The 15115-nt window shown below is 40.5% G+C and carries 14 protein-coding genes; 7 read left to right on the forward strand and 7 right to left on the reverse strand.

All coding sequences use genetic code 11. The annotated features are described in order from the left end of the window. Positions 1 to 31: 31 nt before the first annotated feature. The 3 genes from FPK91_RS12075 to FPK91_RS21010 all read right to left on the reverse strand — a co-directional run bounded on the left by FPK91_RS12075 (position 32) and on the right by FPK91_RS21010 (position 1447). Positions 32 to 376 carry a hypothetical protein gene (locus FPK91_RS12075; RefSeq protein ID WP_168926922.1) on the reverse strand — a complete coding sequence of 115 codons (345 nt, stop codon included), beginning with the start codon at positions 374 to 376 and terminating at the stop codon, positions 32 to 34. 235 nt (positions 377 to 611) lie between these two features. Beyond that, a complete protein-coding gene (locus FPK91_RS21005) occupies positions 612 to 1028 on the reverse strand; it encodes a hypothetical protein (RefSeq protein WP_144211479.1) in 417 nt (138 codons plus the stop codon). Continuing rightward, positions 1025 to 1447 (reverse strand): hypothetical protein, encoded by a 423-nt coding sequence (locus tag FPK91_RS21010; RefSeq protein WP_193559167.1) that lies wholly within the window; start codon positions 1445 to 1447, stop codon positions 1025 to 1027. The genes FPK91_RS21005 and FPK91_RS21010 overlap by 4 nt, the downstream gene beginning before the upstream one ends. A gap of 316 nt (positions 1448 to 1763) precedes the next feature. Here FPK91_RS21010 and FPK91_RS12090 point away from each other — a divergent pair, with 316 nt between their 5' ends. The 4 genes from FPK91_RS12090 to FPK91_RS12105 all read left to right on the forward strand — a co-directional run bounded on the left by FPK91_RS12090 (position 1764) and on the right by FPK91_RS12105 (position 6001). After that, complete coding sequence (locus FPK91_RS12090; protein WP_144211480.1) at positions 1764 to 2210, forward strand: nitrous oxide-stimulated promoter family protein; 447 nt, start codon at positions 1764 to 1766, stop codon at positions 2208 to 2210. Positions 2211 to 2409: 199 nt separating this feature from the next. Then, positions 2410 to 3180 (forward strand): hypothetical protein, encoded by a 771-nt coding sequence (locus tag FPK91_RS12095; RefSeq protein ID WP_144211481.1) that lies wholly within the window; start codon positions 2410 to 2412, stop codon positions 3178 to 3180. A gap of 25 nt (positions 3181 to 3205) precedes the next feature. Next, the gene (locus FPK91_RS12100; RefSeq protein WP_144211482.1) at positions 3206 to 5260 is read left to right on the forward strand and encodes a S9 family peptidase; all 2055 of its coding nucleotides are present in this window, start codon (positions 3206 to 3208) and stop codon (positions 5258 to 5260) included. Between the two features lie 168 nt (positions 5261 to 5428). Further along, positions 5429 to 6001: a YSC84-related protein gene (locus FPK91_RS12105; RefSeq protein ID WP_144211483.1), complete on the forward strand. Its 573-nt coding sequence runs from the start codon at positions 5429 to 5431 to the stop codon at positions 5999 to 6001. A gap of 56 nt (positions 6002 to 6057) precedes the next feature. Here FPK91_RS12105 and FPK91_RS12110 read toward each other — a convergent pair whose 3' ends face one another. The 3 genes from FPK91_RS12110 to FPK91_RS12120 form a co-directional block, all read right to left on the reverse strand. Then, positions 6058 to 6615, reverse strand: a complete 558-nt coding sequence (locus FPK91_RS12110; RefSeq protein WP_227006770.1) for a hypothetical protein — start codon at positions 6613 to 6615, stop codon at positions 6058 to 6060. Positions 6616 to 6840: 225 nt separating this feature from the next. Continuing rightward, positions 6841 to 9201, reverse strand: coding sequence for a YgiQ family radical SAM protein (locus FPK91_RS12115; protein ID WP_144211485.1), 2361 nt, complete (start codon positions 9199 to 9201; stop codon positions 6841 to 6843). Between the two features lie 223 nt (positions 9202 to 9424). Next, complete coding sequence (locus tag FPK91_RS12120; protein ID WP_144211486.1) at positions 9425 to 9820, reverse strand: MAPEG family protein; 396 nt, start codon at positions 9818 to 9820, stop codon at positions 9425 to 9427. 198 nt (positions 9821 to 10018) lie between these two features. On the opposite strand from FPK91_RS12120, the gene FPK91_RS12125 reads away from it, so the two are divergent. The 3 genes from FPK91_RS12125 (at position 10019) to FPK91_RS12135 (ending at position 14388) form a co-directional block, all read left to right on the forward strand. Then, positions 10019 to 11239 carry a threonine/serine exporter family protein gene (locus FPK91_RS12125; protein ID WP_144211487.1) on the forward strand — a complete coding sequence of 407 codons (1221 nt, stop codon included), beginning with the start codon at positions 10019 to 10021 and terminating at the stop codon, positions 11237 to 11239. Positions 11240 to 11642: 403 nt separating this feature from the next. After that, the gene (locus FPK91_RS12130; protein ID WP_144211488.1) at positions 11643 to 12395 is read left to right on the forward strand and encodes a putative porin; all 753 of its coding nucleotides are present in this window, start codon (positions 11643 to 11645) and stop codon (positions 12393 to 12395) included. Positions 12396 to 12837: 442 nt separating this feature from the next. Continuing rightward, entirely contained in the window at positions 12838 to 14388 is a 1551-nt protein-coding gene (locus tag FPK91_RS12135) for a ShlB/FhaC/HecB family hemolysin secretion/activation protein (RefSeq protein WP_144211489.1), read from the forward strand. 17 nt (positions 14389 to 14405) lie between these two features. On the opposite strand, the gene FPK91_RS12140 is transcribed toward FPK91_RS12135, so the two are convergent. Further along, on the reverse strand, positions 14406 to 14831 hold the full coding sequence (locus FPK91_RS12140; RefSeq protein ID WP_168926923.1) for a DUF6491 family protein: 426 nt from the start codon (positions 14829 to 14831) through the stop codon (positions 14406 to 14408). Positions 14832 to 15115 lie beyond the last annotated feature (284 nt).

Genomic DNA, 15115 nt, shown 5'->3' on the forward strand with positions numbered 1-15115 from the left:
CGTTTTTTTATACTAAATTACGAAATAAGCCTTACTGGCAAATAATGGCATTGTCATCATTGACCTGACATAGCTGCTTGCATTGATAGCCTTTATCAATGGCTACAGGTATAGCGGTGGCATTTTCTAATGAATCTGCATCCATTTCCATATTAGGGATATTTTTGCCACTTAATCTCAGCATTCCCTTCGCCTTGGCTTGGCATTGATCAATGGTGTCGTAATACCCAGCTATGTATTCGGCTTGAAGAGGATTTTGCGGTGTTTTGGCCTCTTCGGCATAATAAAAAAGCGTCCATTCTGGGGTGCGAATACAACCACTGAGACCGATGATCGCCAGAAATAAAAATACCGTATTACGTACTTTATGATTCATACATACCTCTTTGAACATGCTTAACTTCCTTTGTTTAACCTCATTCAGAACTTTGAAATGAGTAACCTAATAAGTGAAATCTATCTGAATACAGCTGCTTAGTTGTTTAAGAACAGGCAATAAAAAAGCGAACCTAAGTCCGCTTTCATTACGATATAGCCATTATACTAGATCATGGTTAAACCTAATAAACTAAATCATGATTACTCTAATAAACCAGTAATAACCATTTAGCTTAATCGCTCGCTTTTGATTTCGCTTTCTCAATACGTTTAATTCGACCTTCAAAACCGGTTACAGTTCCATCAGATAATTTATAATCGAGTGCTTTCTGACAAACCTCAATGGCTTTATCAAATTGCTTGGTGTCATTTAACACCGTTGAAAGCTGCATAAAGCCAGCACCTTTATCATCTACAGAGCTCGCATTCTGTTGGCGATATAAATCATAAACTGATAAATACCGTACAGTTAACTCAGCGCCATATTGACAATAATCAGCTTGCTTACGCAATTTATAACTATGAGTAATAATGTTCAGCAAACTTTGATGTTGAGTTGCCGAGTCTGCGCTAGCATCATACTGATCCACTAAAGCAGTAAATGCATCACTCGCCCATACTCCCGGAGCCAATAATCCCGTAGTGTTCAATTCTGCAGCCGGTTTTGGCTCTGGCTCTGGCTCTGGCTCTGGCTCTGGCTCTGGCTCTGGCTCTGCTCTGGCTCTGGCTCTGGCTCTGGCTCTGGCTCTGGCTCTGGCTCTGGCTCTGGCTCTGGCTCTGGCTCTGGCTCTGGCTCTGGCTCTGGCTCTGGCTCTGGCTCTGGCTCTGGCTCTGGCACATCAGAAGACTCCACTGTCTCTGAAGTAACAACCTCTGCGTCAATAATAGTCTCATCAACATCAGACTGAATGTCTGAATTAAACTTGGTGCTATTAATATCTGCAGCTTCATTCCCAGACTGAGTTTCATCTTGTTGCTCTAACTCTTGCTTGGCAACGGTTTGGGTTCGACGATAAAGGTAAATACCTAACCAAACGAGTAGAACGACGACAATAATTTTCATAATCATTTACAACACCATACCTGTGTCATTTCCTGTGTATGTAAATAGCATTGAAAATTGCATCAATGCATATCCATGGAAGTTAGTTCAATTCAGACTCGCTGAAAATTTAAACAACTTGAACTAATATTAATAAGCTATTGTTAGGTAACAAATCAAGTATTTATCCTGCTTTTGTGGCTGAAAACACCATAACTTACAATTATGTCTAATTTTAAATATTATGTGCTCTAGTTCAAGCTTATTAAGGGTTAAATTGAACTGACCTTATTAGGTTGGGTAAACTAACCATACCCGAGTGATTTACTATGGTATTAATGCTATGACAATAAGCTCTATTCTTTCAGGTAAACTCTTATACGAGTTCAATACCATGCGTGCTATGGCAAAAATCTATTGTCGTAATCATCACCAAATTCAGCTGACGCAAATAGCAGATAATCAATCATCTGCTAAGCAGCCAACTCAGCAATCACTTTGCCCCGATTGCATTGAGTTGCTCGAGTATGCTGAAAAACGTTTAGATAGATGCCCCTATGGTCAGCACAAACCCACTTGTAATAAATGCCCTGTTCATTGCTATAAACCGCACATGAAACAAAGAGTACGTGAAATAATGATCTACTCAGGCCCTAGAATGCTCATTCCCCATCCTATTATGGCAATTAAACATTTATTAGCTGAACGAAAGCCTACTCCAGGTAAACCGCCTGAAGCGGCATCGAATCGCCATATGAGAAAACAAAAAATCAATAACAGAACTGTTTGAAGTTGCTGCTTTAAGGTAATATCCACTGACAAATAAGGGGTAACTCATCGAATTTAGTCAGTTTTTTTCTCAAGCTTACATTTGGCTATCATTACTTGCGGGCATACATTGTCTGGGGGTGGGTTTTTACGTCCGCTACATTTATGCTAATAATGACAATAGCACCATAAGAAGTAACCGCTTATTAGGTGCGATATTCATGTTAATTTCAATTTTCTTCTTTTTGGGTTCTATCACCCGAGAAAATGCACCTATTCAGATACATTTCATCATGACACTCATGGTGCCATTCTATTTATTATTGATGCCCTTACTGTTTGCTTATTGTAAGACCTGCCTGCAAATAAAAGTCAGCGATAACAACATTATCAAGCATCTGCTGCCTAGTTTAATCTCAATGGTGGTTATTGCGGTCGCAGTCTCATTCAACATAGGGCTCAGCCCCGATGCAATACATATAAAAGCAGATAGCATCAGTGAGCTCAGCCATATCAATATGATCGCATTAGTGATGCCTGCGGTGATTATGTGTCAAAGTGGCCTTTATTTCGTCTTAATCGCCCGCTCACTTCGCCAACATAAAAGGCGTTTTAAACTAACCAGTAACCAAACCTTAAAAGATATCCGTTTTCGTTGGTTATTAATTTTAACCGGCGGTATTTTAATAAATTGGTCACTACGGTTAATCATCGTACTTTTACCGTTTTATTTGGGTGATACAGTTTCAAGCTTCACCCATGATATTGCTCGCCTAGCTGTACTACTCACGGTTTATGGGTTTGCTATTTATGGCTTACATCAAATTACGCGAGCAGCATATCTGCGGAGTAACAACAATATTTCACAATCAAAATCTGCTAAACAAGGTACGCCAGCAAAAGCCAGTGAACAGCTGCTTAACTCTGAAGAATTGAATTATTTACAGAGCATTATGCGCGAAGAAGACACAACCGAAAAACGCCTCCATTAATCAGAATAATAAGGAAAGGAGCTCCATGAAAGCATTCACTTTAGGTTTAAGCAAAATCGGATTGATTAGCTTAATTGGCTTAACCACTCAGGCTCTAGCCAGCAATGAGCCACATAAAATCACTATTGACGATTTCTTTGATATTGGCGTAATGAAGCAAGTCACTTTGAGCCCAAATGGGAAAGAAGCAATTTGGGTAGAAAGTCGTTGGGATAAAGAGCTGGATAAATCACAAGCTGATTTATGGAAAGTAGAAACCACAACGCGTAAAACCCAGCGCCTTACATTCAGTAATGAAAATGAATCAAGTGCAGTGTGGAGTCCTGATGGACAATATATTTACTTTATTACCAAACGTACTCATGACGTAAAAAAAGCGCCTTTCAATGGTAAAAACCAGGTCTTTAGAATGTCGAAAGACGGCGCTGATATGCAACCTATGACGAAAGAGTCCACCGGTGTTAATGCATTTCAGCTCAGTAAAGATGGCCAACATTTATACTTTACCGGTAATAAAACGGTTGATGAAACCGACCATTGGAGCTCGATGCGAGCAACTCATGGTGCGCCTCAATATGGTCATGGTTCCCATGAATCAAACCCACTCTTTGTTATAGATTTACAGCATTACAAACAACAAACATTGATTGATGATGGCAAGGTTGTTTGGCAATTCAGTGTTAATGAAGATCAATCGAAAATTGCCCGCATCATTACCGATGATAATGAATTGGTTAAACTAGAAGGTTGGTCTGACATTGATATTTTTGATGTCAAAAAGAAATCCCATGACCTATTACAAGATAAACAATGGCGTGCTCAAGCCCCTTCTCCTTATGGTTGGTTGCTCGGCTTAGATTGGCACGATGATAATAAACAATTAGCCTTTAGAATTGATTTTGATGGTCATCCAGGAAAATTATTCGTCGCTAATACCAGTAGCAACAAGATCACCGAGATAACGAGACCTGATAGTGTCACACTTAATGGTGCTGATATTAAATGGCGCCCTAAGAGTGATGAAATTTGTTATCGCGCCGCCGATTTCGCAAGAGTAAAACTGTACTGCACTGAGTTTGAGAAAGGCGAACAAGCGGATACTCGCAGCGTGATCAATGCCGACTTAGTAATGGGAAGCTATGACTTCACCCCATCAGGTAAGCAGTTAGTACTTAGTCATAATGGCCTTACTCATTTCAGTGACATGTTTATTGCTGATGCCGATAATCGCCGTGCAAAAATCAAACGCATTACCGATATCAATGCACAAGTTAAGCAATGGCAACTGCCACAAATATCTATCGTAAAATGGAAAGCACCTGACGGCAGTGATGTTGAAGGTATTTTAGAACTGCCCCATGGCTATGATAAAAACCAAGGACGCTTGCCATTAGTGGTGCAAATCCACGGTGGACCTACAGCAGCAACACCCTACGCTCTGCAACATAGATCTTATGGACGCGGGACATTCTCAGCTGACGGCTGGGCTATTCTGTCGCCTAATTACCGTGGGTCGACTGGCTATGGCGACAAATTCCTCACTGATTTAGTCGGCCGAGAGCATGATATTGAAGTCAAAGATATTCTTGCTGGTGTTGATCACTTAATTGCTGAAGGCATAGTAGACGAAGACAAAATGGCGGTGATGGGTTGGAGTAATGGCGGTTACTTAACCAATGCGCTCATTAGCACCACCACTCGTTTTAAAGCGGCCAGCTCTGGAGCTGGAGTATTTGATCAACGCTTACAGTGGATGCTAGAAGACACGCCAGGTCATGTGGTTAACTTCATGGAAGGTTTGCCGTGGGATAAACCAGAAGCGTATACCCACGGTTCATCACTCTCTACGGCTGATAAGATCAAAACTCCGACACTGATCCATATTGGTGAGAATGATCAACGCGTTCCCGTTGGCCATGCCCAAGGTCTATACCGTGCACTTAAACACTACCTTGATGTACCGGTAGAGTTAGTAATTTATCCAGGCGAAGGCCACGGCCTGAGTCATTATCAGCATCGAAAAGCCAAAATGGAGTGGGATAAAAAGTGGTTTGATTACTATGTGTTGGGTATTGAGTAATACTGGCCAGAGACAAAGGTAATACGCCAGCCAATTGAACTATTTGTCATTTCTAACGCTTAATATCAGCATTAAGCGTTTTATTACCGCTTTGTTGAGTTTGTATTTGGTATGCTAACGTTCGCATATCCTTAAATCGTATAATTAATGCCATACATAGGAGTTTTTATGAAACATTTATTATCACTGGTTTCCATGACGCTAGTGCTGCTTGGGCTAACATTTTCAACGACTGCACATGCAGATAAATATACCGATGCCATTAGCGACTTTAAAAAAGCGCCTGAAGTACAAAACTTTTTTAGTAGCGCCTACGGCTATGCCATTTACCCGACAGTAGGTAAAGGCGGTATTGGTATTGGTGCAGCATATGGCCCAGGACGAGTTTATAAAGGTGGCGTCCATACCGGAGATTCTAGCCTGTCACAGCTTTCAATTGGTTTTCAATTAGGTGGCCAAGCTTATAGCGAAATTATTTTCTTTAAAAATGCTGCAGCTTATAACGACTTTACCAGTGGCACCTTTGAATTTAGTGCTCAAGCATCTGCCGTTGCCATTACTGTCGGCGCTAATGCACAAGTGGGCTCTACCGGTAATTCAGCCGGAGCAGGCAACGCGGGCAATCGCACTGCGGCAAGTGCGTCTTATATGAATGGTATGGCGATTTTCACTGCTGCAAAGGGTGGCTTAATGTATGAAGCTGCTATTGCAGGTCAAGCATTCAGTTTTGATCCCAAATAATCTTGATTGAACACATAAAAAAGGCTGCCTAAGCAGCCTTTTTTATAACTATGAGATTATTCATGTCCCCACGGCGCAGGCGGCAAAGCAACGGGTTTAGTTAAATCAAAATCTACTCGAAAATCACGATTTTCACGCGTTAAACGATAAGTGAACACACTTGGCTCAATATACATGTGCCACACGTTCGTCACTGACGCCGTTAAGCCATTTTCATTAAAGTTAGCAATAGATTCAGCATCGACAGGAAATGATTGCTCAGTTGCAGTACCCATACCGGCAGTATCACCACCATACATAGTGACTTTATCTTCACTACCATCTTCATGACGATGATCATGCTTTAACCGCAAGCCTGAAGTCGTTTTGGTAATAACCCAAGTACGGGAGTGATCATCACCCACATGAAAAGGAATTTTAATCTCTGTATCACTGCATTCACGGACATGCATGATTAACGCTTTATTGCTAAAAGCTGAGTCTGCATCATTACCCGTGGTAACTTCACCCGCATAAGCTTTTCCACAGTGCACGGCAAGCGCATCAAAATAACTGTCTTGTACATTTATTTGCGTATTAATTTGCTCTTCATGATCATGATTACCATGTGCCATTACAGTCGCAGGTATTAAACAAGTCATCGCTGCTGTGACCAATATCTTTTTCATTATTATTATTCCTTTTGGCTTTATCGTATTTGCAGGTATTACCCTAGCTAACTTTGATTTTATATCAATTAATCGAGTTTCAGACTAACAGCGCAGGTTTAATTTAACCTGAAACAAAAAAACCGCCTAATGGCGGTTTTCTATTTAACAATGTCAAACTAGCTCAGCGGCTTATCTAGTACCTTTACTATTTGACGATTTATTCTGCGAATTAGGCTTGTTACCAAAGGTTTGTTTCTTTTGAGACCAACCTATTTTAGCTTTGCCTTTGTTTGCATTACTATTGTTACTATTAGCGCTATTCGCGTTAGCAGGCTTTTTCCCTGAAGATGACTTACCACCTTCTTGTTTTTCTGCCGCCGCTTTTGCTTTGTTGGCAGCCGTTGGCTTTTTGCCACTTTCTCTATCAGCAAACTGATTACCAGAAAAACGCGTAAAGGCAGGCTTACTACCATCGCTCTTACCACCACGGTTTTTAGCCCCACGCTCATTACGTGATTCTGGCGGCACAATATGCTGCACTCCATTACCAATTAAATGCTCTTTACCCATGGCAACTAAGGCTTCACGAATAAGTGGCCAGCCTGCAGGATCATGATAACGCAGCAGCGCTTTATGTAAGCGGCGCTGACGACCTTTTTTCGGTACAGTCACTTGTTCACTGGTGTGCTTCACATTTTTTAATGAGTTCAGCTCAGTGTGGTAAATGGTGGTGGCGTTGGCCATAGGTGAAGGATAAAAGTTTTGCACTTGATCAAGCTTAAACTTTTCTGATTTAAGCCATAAGCCTAAATTCAGCATATCTTCATCCGTCGTCCCTGGGTGAGCAGAGATAAAGTAAGGAATAAGATATTGTTTCTTACCCGCTTCTTTAGAGTAATGATCAAATAATTCTTTAAACTTATGATAGCTGCCCATACCCGGCTTCATCATTTTACTCAGTGGACCATCTTCTGTATGTTCTGGGGCAATTTTTAAATAGCCGCCCACATGATGCGTGGCGAGCTCTTTAACATAACGAGGATCTTCTGTGGCTAAGTCATAACGCACACCTGATGCAATCAGTACCTTTTTAATACCCGGTACATCTCGTGCAGCACGATATAAATCAATAGTATGTTTATGATCTGTACCTAAATGGCCACAGATTGATGGGTAGACACAAGATAAACGGCGACAGGTGGTTTCTGCTTTGACACTGGTACAACCCAGACGATACATATTCGCTGTTGGGCCACCTAAGTCAGAAATTACCCCAGTAAACCCCGGTACTTTATCTTGAATATCTTTAATTTCTTTGATGATAGATTCTTGCGAACGACTCTGAATAATTCGTCCTTCATGTTCGGTAATCGAACAGAATGAACAACCACCAAAACAACCCCGCATGATGTTAATCGAGGTCTTAATCATGTCGTAAGCTGGGATTACCGCTTTACCATAACTTGGGTGCGGTACTCGCTGATACGGCAAATCAAACACCCCATCCATTTCATCAGTATTTAATGGCCACGCAGGTGGATTAACCCAAATTGAACGGTCACCATGAGATTGAAATAATGCGCGAGCACAACCCGGATTTTGCTCTTGATGCAAAATACGTGAGGCATGGGCATATAAAAATTTATCTGCGGCGACTTTTTCGTAAGAAGGCAGTAACACATAGGTTTTTTCCCATGGTTTAGGCCTTGCAGGCTGCACACTGATGGCTTTAGGGGCATCATTATCAAAAATTTTCTTATCGGTTGGACCCGATAGTTTTTCACAACCCACATCATCAGCGCCATATGGGTTAGGAATAGGATCAATTTTGTGTAATTGATCTAGCTTGCGCGAATCCATGCCTTTCCATTCAGGCAACGGCTCACGTCTAATAACTGCAGTACCACGGATATCGTGCATGTCGGCCATTTTCTCACCAGCAGCAAAACGATGCGCAACTTCGACTAATGGACGTTCAGCATTACCATAAATTAAGATATCGGCTTTAGCATCAAAAATAACACTACGGCGCACTTTGTCTGACCAATAATCGTAATGGGCGATGCGGCGTAAACTCGCCTCAATACCACCAATCACCACGGGCACTTCTTTAAAGGCTTCTTTACAACGCTGAGTATAAACGGTTACTGCACGATCTGGGCGCTTGCCGCCTTCATCATTTGGCGTGTAAGCATCATCACTTCGAATGCGACGATCTGCAGTGTAACGGTTGATCATTGAGTCCATGTTTCCGGCTGTAATACCAAAAAACAGATTAGGACGACCCAATTTCATAAAGTCATTTTTGTTAGACCAATCTGGCTGACAAATAATACCAACACGAAAGCCCTGTGCTTCAAGCATACGGCCGATAACCGCCATGCCAAAACTGGGGTGATCAACATAAGCATCGCCGCTGACAATAATAATATCGCAGCTATCCCAACCAAGTTGATCCATCTCTTTGCGAGACATAGGAAGAAATGGCGCTGTGCCGTAGCATTCAGCCCAATATCTTGGATAATTAAATAAAGTGGATTCAACTTGCATGGAATTTGCCTACATTAAAAACGTAAAATCTGCTGAGTTGGAGCTAATAAGTTTAGTTCAACTCAGCTAACTTTTTTCAGGAGGCGGAGTATAGCAGTTACGCCACATCATGTGTGACTAAAAAAACAGCAATTATCGAAATTTTAAACTAAAAGTTAATTTATTTGTTAACTAAAATAACCTGATAAAAAACATGGCTTTAGTGACGTTCGACTTTAAAAAATTACAGACCTAGAAAAAAGCCAATATTTACAATCGTTAAGCCGAGTAAAACAAGCCAAGTCAGTAAAACACCCCACTTACGACCGAAGTGCAGTCCACCCTTACCTTTGGATAAACCAATAGCATGTAATAAGCGCGCCACAATCCAAATAGTACCGAAACAATGTAACAAGGCTGCTGATAGACCGTTATTTTCAGCTAAGATGAATAAGATAAGCACCATTGGAGCATTTTCAAGCAGATTTTCATGTACTCGCTGCGCCAACGCCAACTCACTATTACCGCCATCACCAATACCGATTTTATTGATTCGACGCTGTTTGATGACTCGAATGCTTAGCCCAAGCACTAAAAGTGCTGTAATGCTGGCGTAAAATCCTGAAATCATTAATGACATTTTATATTCCTTATTATTTTGAAATCTAGACTATTTAATACCGCAGTTCATTCATCATTCTATACAGATTGATACAAATTGGCATTATCAACTTTTTAACAACAAATTGACCATTTGTAGGTATTCACAAAACCGCATTTCGGTTACTATGCGCCCAATTAAGTTCTAACACTATTTAACAGAGTGACACACGCTAAAATGAACGATGACAACTTCATTGAAAAACGCAGGTTTATCATAAGATTAGGCAAAGCCTTACACAAATTTGGCACCCCTGCATATCGCCTCGAGTCACATCTACAAACGGTGTCATCATCGTTAGGGGTTGAAGGGTATTTTTTAATATCGCCCACCTCTATGACGTTCGTTTTGCAACATGATACTGAGCAAGAATACAATCATGTTGCCCGCGTTAAACCCGGTGAATTAGATCTAGGTTCACTGGCGCGTACTTTTGATTTGGTAGAAGAGCTCAGTACAGGGCAGCGTACCCTCACTGAAGCCCTCGAGCGCTTAGAAGAAATTGCTAATAAACCTAACCCGTATGGCCATAAATTAACCTTACTCTCTTTCGGTATGAGTGCTGGCGCATTTGCCATGCTAATGGACACCAGTTGGAATGATGTTTTTTGGTCTGCCATGTTGGGGTTATTAGTTTATGGTTTGGTGTTCTGGGCAGAAAAATCTAAACGTGTTGCTGAAATGCTTGAACCCCTTGCTGCGGTCGTTTGCGCCATTCTCGCATGCGGAATAGCGAAATTAGATCCCAGTATTAACCTGCCAGTCGTCATCCTATCCGGCATTATTATCTTTATTCCTGGCTTAGCATTAACCTTAGGGCTCGCCGAACTCGCAGCTCGCGATTTAATCTCTGGCACCGCAAGGATCATGGATGCCATCATGCAACTGTTTAAGTTGTATTTTGGCGTAGTTTTGGGCATGACGCTTGGTAAGGTGATGTTTGGTGAGTCTGTCTATATTGAACCAGAAGCACTACCGCAATATGCCTCTTGGGCTGCTGTACCACTATTATCAATGAACCTCGTGATTATCTTTAAGGCGCGACTCAAGGATTCACCTTGGGGCATTATGGCCGGCATAATAGCTTACTTTTCCGCGATGATTGGTGGACTGTATTTAGGCGAATCCATTGGTATTTTTGTCGGCGCACTGGCCGTTGGCATTTACTCAAACTTATTTGCCCGCTGGATGAAAGCCCCTGTTTCAATCGCCTTATTGCAAGGTATTGTAATTTTGGTGCCCGGCAGTAAAACCTATATTGGGTTAAATACCATGATTTCGGGTGAAACTATGCTCAACCAGGCGCACTTAGGAACTCAAATATTCTTGATTTTCATGTCACTGATTGCGGGTATTATTTTCGCTAACGTCATCGTGCCACCAAAACGTAGCTTGTAGCATTACAGCCAGTTCGTTAATGGCATCTAGTGACTAACATAATGTTTTTTTATTGATGATCTTGCTCCCTAAAAAGATAAATTAGGGAGTGGGTTCATTACCTTACTTCAATAATCACTCAACTAACTTTCCCAACCCCTCTAATGCCTACCCCAATGTATGGGTTAAGCAACAAAAACATACTTTATGATATGTAAAAGTCATTATTTATTAGTTATTTAACTTTTTTATTTCCTTCTGTCTAATTTTGTAATACCTTGTGCGCCGCTAGGGAAGCATGCAGACCCGACTATGATGTTAGGCTGTATTTCGGTTAAATGGATGAAACACCCCAACTTGATTTCACCATCTCCTTTCTTGCTTGAATTACCTAGCGACAATAAATCAAATAAAGGAATGATTGATGAAAAACGTTACAGCTTTAGCACTTCTAACTAGTTTATTCGCATTACCTGCTATGGCAGCTCAAGATGCACCATTTCAACATGAAGCAGGACTAGAATACTCAGCAAACTCTGAAGAGTTCGGCGACGGTATTTGGAATGCAAACTACCGCTACTACGTGGCACCTGTATCTCAAGATAATGGTCCTTATGCTCTGAACGGATTTTTAGCTCAAACTACAAATGTTGGTGCTAATTACTCGATGTTTGATGCTGCAGACACTGACACATTCGGTGTTGACGGAACCTATGTTTTTGACAACAAATGGTTTGTTGGTGGTGAATACCAACGTTTTGAAGTCGGTGATTTTAGTGGCAATCTTTATAAGATTGATGCTGGTTATTACTTCAATGACAGCTCAAAAGTAGCCGCATTTTACGTTGATGGCAGCGATAATTTCGAATCTGTCTATGGTCTTGAAGTTCGCAGTTTCCTTGCGCTTGAAAGCACTTCGGGTATCGATTTAGGCGCGATGTGGACTCACACAGATGACGACGATATTTTCAACTTAAATGCTGATTGGTACGTTACTAAAGCATGGTCTGTTGGTGCTGGATATGAAGATGATGGCTTTGATGATAACTTTGCACTAAAAACAGCTTACTGGTTACGTATGTCTGATTCTTTCTCTGCAACGTTTGAACTATCAAAAGTACTTGATTCTGACGTAGATGGTTTCGACGTTGGCGTAGGTATTGTAGGTCGTTTCTAAAAATTGAAACAGCTTAAGTAAACTATTAGCACTGTTCATTGCTAATCCCTGTTTAAAAGGAGCCCTGATGAGGCTCCTTTTTTTATGATCTAACATCATTCGGAAATGCAATACCTTTTTAGTTATTCCTTTCGCAATAAACCAGCTCAATATCATAAATAAATAAGCGAAATTTTAAATACCCGCCATACTTAAATTAAGCATTTAAATTTCAACCATTGAAATTTAAATGCTATTTACTCAATAGCTTAATTAGCTATTCCTTTAGTAAATAATTGAGTAGGTACCTAAAATAAAAATAACAATCAAAACAAAAAACACACTGGTTAATGCCCATTTTTGCGCTCGGGCTATGACCTTTGCCATCATAGTATTTTTGACATTAATTATGGCCAATGCTGAACCAGTAAGCACACTGAAGCATCCATCGTCAGAAAACGTGATGACAAATAGTAAACCTAAAAATGAAACCATTACTGTCGATAATATTATCGTGCAGAGTAATGCTATTTTTGATGAATCGGATCCCGATGCTTTCTTTATTCATCATTGGGCAAACTGGCTGCATATCAATACCACCGAACCCACAATAATAGATAAACTCACTTTTACTGAAGGTGATGAAGTCAACGCTAAAACCTTTGCCGAATCCCAACGCTTATTGCGGGCTGAACCCTATTTGAGAGATGCCAAGGTTTATCACGTAAAGAAAGATCCTAGCGCTGATACAGATGAAAATACCGTGGTAGTTGAAACATGGGATAACTGGTCATTACTGCCAACGTTCAGTTTAAGTTCTAGTGGCGGCGAAACTAAATATTCAGTTGGCATAAAAGAAGATAACCTGATGGGGTTGGGTATTAAAACCCGCTTTAAATACCAATCCAATGCAGACCGAACAGGTTATAAATTCGGCATCACCGCACCACTAAAAGTCATCCCGCATGCCACTATTTCAGCCAATTGGTATGACAATAGTGATGGCCAAGCAACCCGCCTTTATTTTAATAAACCTTTCTACTCGCTTAATACATATAATAAATATTCAGCCGAATATTTAACCGACCAACGTATGGATACCTTGAGACAGAACGGCGAAGACGTTAATGAGTTCGAACATAACATCAATTATGCTGCTATCGCTTATGGTTGGTTAATAGATAAAACAGATGATGATTTATCTCGGCTAACCTTAGGCTTTACCCAAGATAAACATCAATTTGAACCCAGTGAGACTTTTCCTGATCAAGCATTACCTGAGGATAGGGATTTTTTATATCCGTGGTTAAGTTATGAATATTTACAGGATGATTATCGTGTTTTTACCAACATTCATCTGATTAACAATAACGAAGATTTCAATTTAGGCTGGCGACACTTTTTCCGTTTAGGCATAGAAACTCGCGATGTAGACCCTGATTCATCGGTGGGCTACCATGTCAATTTATCGAGCACTAGAGGCTACCAACAGGATAAAAATTTACTGTTATTTAATCTTAAAGGTGAAGCCAGTTTTAACACTAGTCAGCAAGATTTTTATAACGTCAGTGCCCAAGCTGAATACTTCTACAAAGTGCACCCTAAATGGACTGCCTATGCCAAAACACGCCTAGCCACCTCTAAAAATAACTATCTCGATAAACCTTTTGCTTTAGGTGATGATACTGGGGTTAGAGGCTATCCCAACGATTATCAATATGGTGATAATCAATGGCTATTCACTGGCGAAGTCCGTTATTACCCAAATATTAATTTGTACCAATTAGCCGAACTAGGCTGGGCAACCTTTGTGGATATTGGGCAAGCCTTTGGCGGCCCTGATGACAACAATGAAGTGAACTCGCCGATTGGCAGCGTTGGAATTGGTGCCAGAATCTATTCATCTAAATCAAGTTACGGCAGTGTCGGCCATATTGATTTAGCCGTACCTTTTACAAACGGTGAAAATGTCGATAATTGGGAATGGCGTTTTCAAGTTAAAAACCGTTTTTAAACGGTTGAATTGATTCACTAGTCAATTTTAGAGAATGATTCAATTTTCTCTTTTATCTGTTGTTCTTGTTGCTTATCTTTAATTCGGTAGATGCTTTTTATTTGGGTTTTGAACTGTGGTTCATCGGCAGTAGAGACGGCATCAAAGCCAGCTGCAACTTTATTCATTTTAGAGGACACTAACAGTGCTTGGGCAAACTTTAAGTTATTATTGATACCATTGAGTACTAGCAAGTAGGTTTGTCTTGGGCGAACGTCGATAAGTACGCTACGACTATCAATACTGCGCCAGCCATCTAAACGAAAGTTATCAATTGAATTCACCTGCTCCAATTCATCAAATTGATACATTGCAGCTTTTGATTTATTCGCTTCAGTTGCAGCACATGCTGACAGTAACACCATCAAACCAATTGTAAAAATAACCTTAAACAACGTCATCATTCATCCTATTGAGTGGTTCAGAACATTATCGAAATTCATTGCATTAATAGTACTTAGCCCATTAAAGCAGCTAGTGACGACCACATCAATATGCGCTTTGTTACGTTCTTTTTTCACGTACTTAAAAACAGTTTATCAATACCGGCTATTTGATATAAAGAAAGAACTCCTACCTTGAGCTCATTTACAAAAGTTATCGTCGACAGATATTAATGTCGCAGTATTGTATCGGATCATAGGGCCGTTAATATTGCCCCATATAACAGCTTAAAAAACCATGAAGT

The sequence above is a fragment of the Shewanella donghaensis genome (genome assembly GCF_007567505.1).
Taxonomy (GTDB): domain Bacteria; phylum Pseudomonadota; class Gammaproteobacteria; order Enterobacterales; family Shewanellaceae; genus Shewanella; species Shewanella donghaensis.

Excerpts from the sequence above, each read along its gene's own strand:
- FPK91_RS12120 (WP_144211486.1), bottom strand. The coding sequence starts at position 9,820 with ATGTCATTAATGATTTCAGGATTTTACGCCAGCATTACAGCACTTTTA.
- FPK91_RS12090 (WP_144211480.1), top strand. The coding sequence starts at position 1,764 with ATGACAATAAGCTCTATTCTTTCAGGTAAACTCTTATACGAGTTCAAT.
- FPK91_RS12100 (WP_144211482.1), top strand. The coding sequence starts at position 3,206 with ATGAAAGCATTCACTTTAGGTTTAAGCAAAATCGGATTGATTAGCTTA.
- FPK91_RS12075 (WP_168926922.1), bottom strand. The coding sequence starts at position 376 with ATGAATCATAAAGTACGTAATACGGTATTTTTATTTCTGGCGATCATC.
- FPK91_RS12110 (WP_227006770.1), bottom strand. The coding sequence starts at position 6,615 with ATGGCACATGGTAATCATGATCATGAAGAGCAAATTAATACGCAAATA.
- FPK91_RS12140 (WP_168926923.1), bottom strand. The coding sequence starts at position 14,831 with ATGATGACGTTGTTTAAGGTTATTTTTACAATTGGTTTGATGGTGTTA.
- FPK91_RS12105 (WP_144211483.1), top strand. The coding sequence starts at position 5,429 with ATGAAACATTTATTATCACTGGTTTCCATGACGCTAGTGCTGCTTGGG.
- FPK91_RS12115 (WP_144211485.1), bottom strand. The coding sequence starts at position 9,201 with ATGCAAGTTGAATCCACTTTATTTAATTATCCAAGATATTGGGCTGAA.
- FPK91_RS12130 (WP_144211488.1), top strand. The coding sequence starts at position 11,643 with ATGAAAAACGTTACAGCTTTAGCACTTCTAACTAGTTTATTCGCATTA.
- FPK91_RS12135 (WP_144211489.1), top strand. The coding sequence starts at position 12,838 with ATGACAAATAGTAAACCTAAAAATGAAACCATTACTGTCGATAATATT.
- FPK91_RS21010 (WP_193559167.1), bottom strand. The coding sequence starts at position 1,447 with ATGATTATGAAAATTATTGTCGTCGTTCTACTCGTTTGGTTAGGTATT.
- FPK91_RS12095 (WP_144211481.1), top strand. The coding sequence starts at position 2,410 with ATGTTAATTTCAATTTTCTTCTTTTTGGGTTCTATCACCCGAGAAAAT.
- FPK91_RS12125 (WP_144211487.1), top strand. The coding sequence starts at position 10,019 with ATGAACGATGACAACTTCATTGAAAAACGCAGGTTTATCATAAGATTA.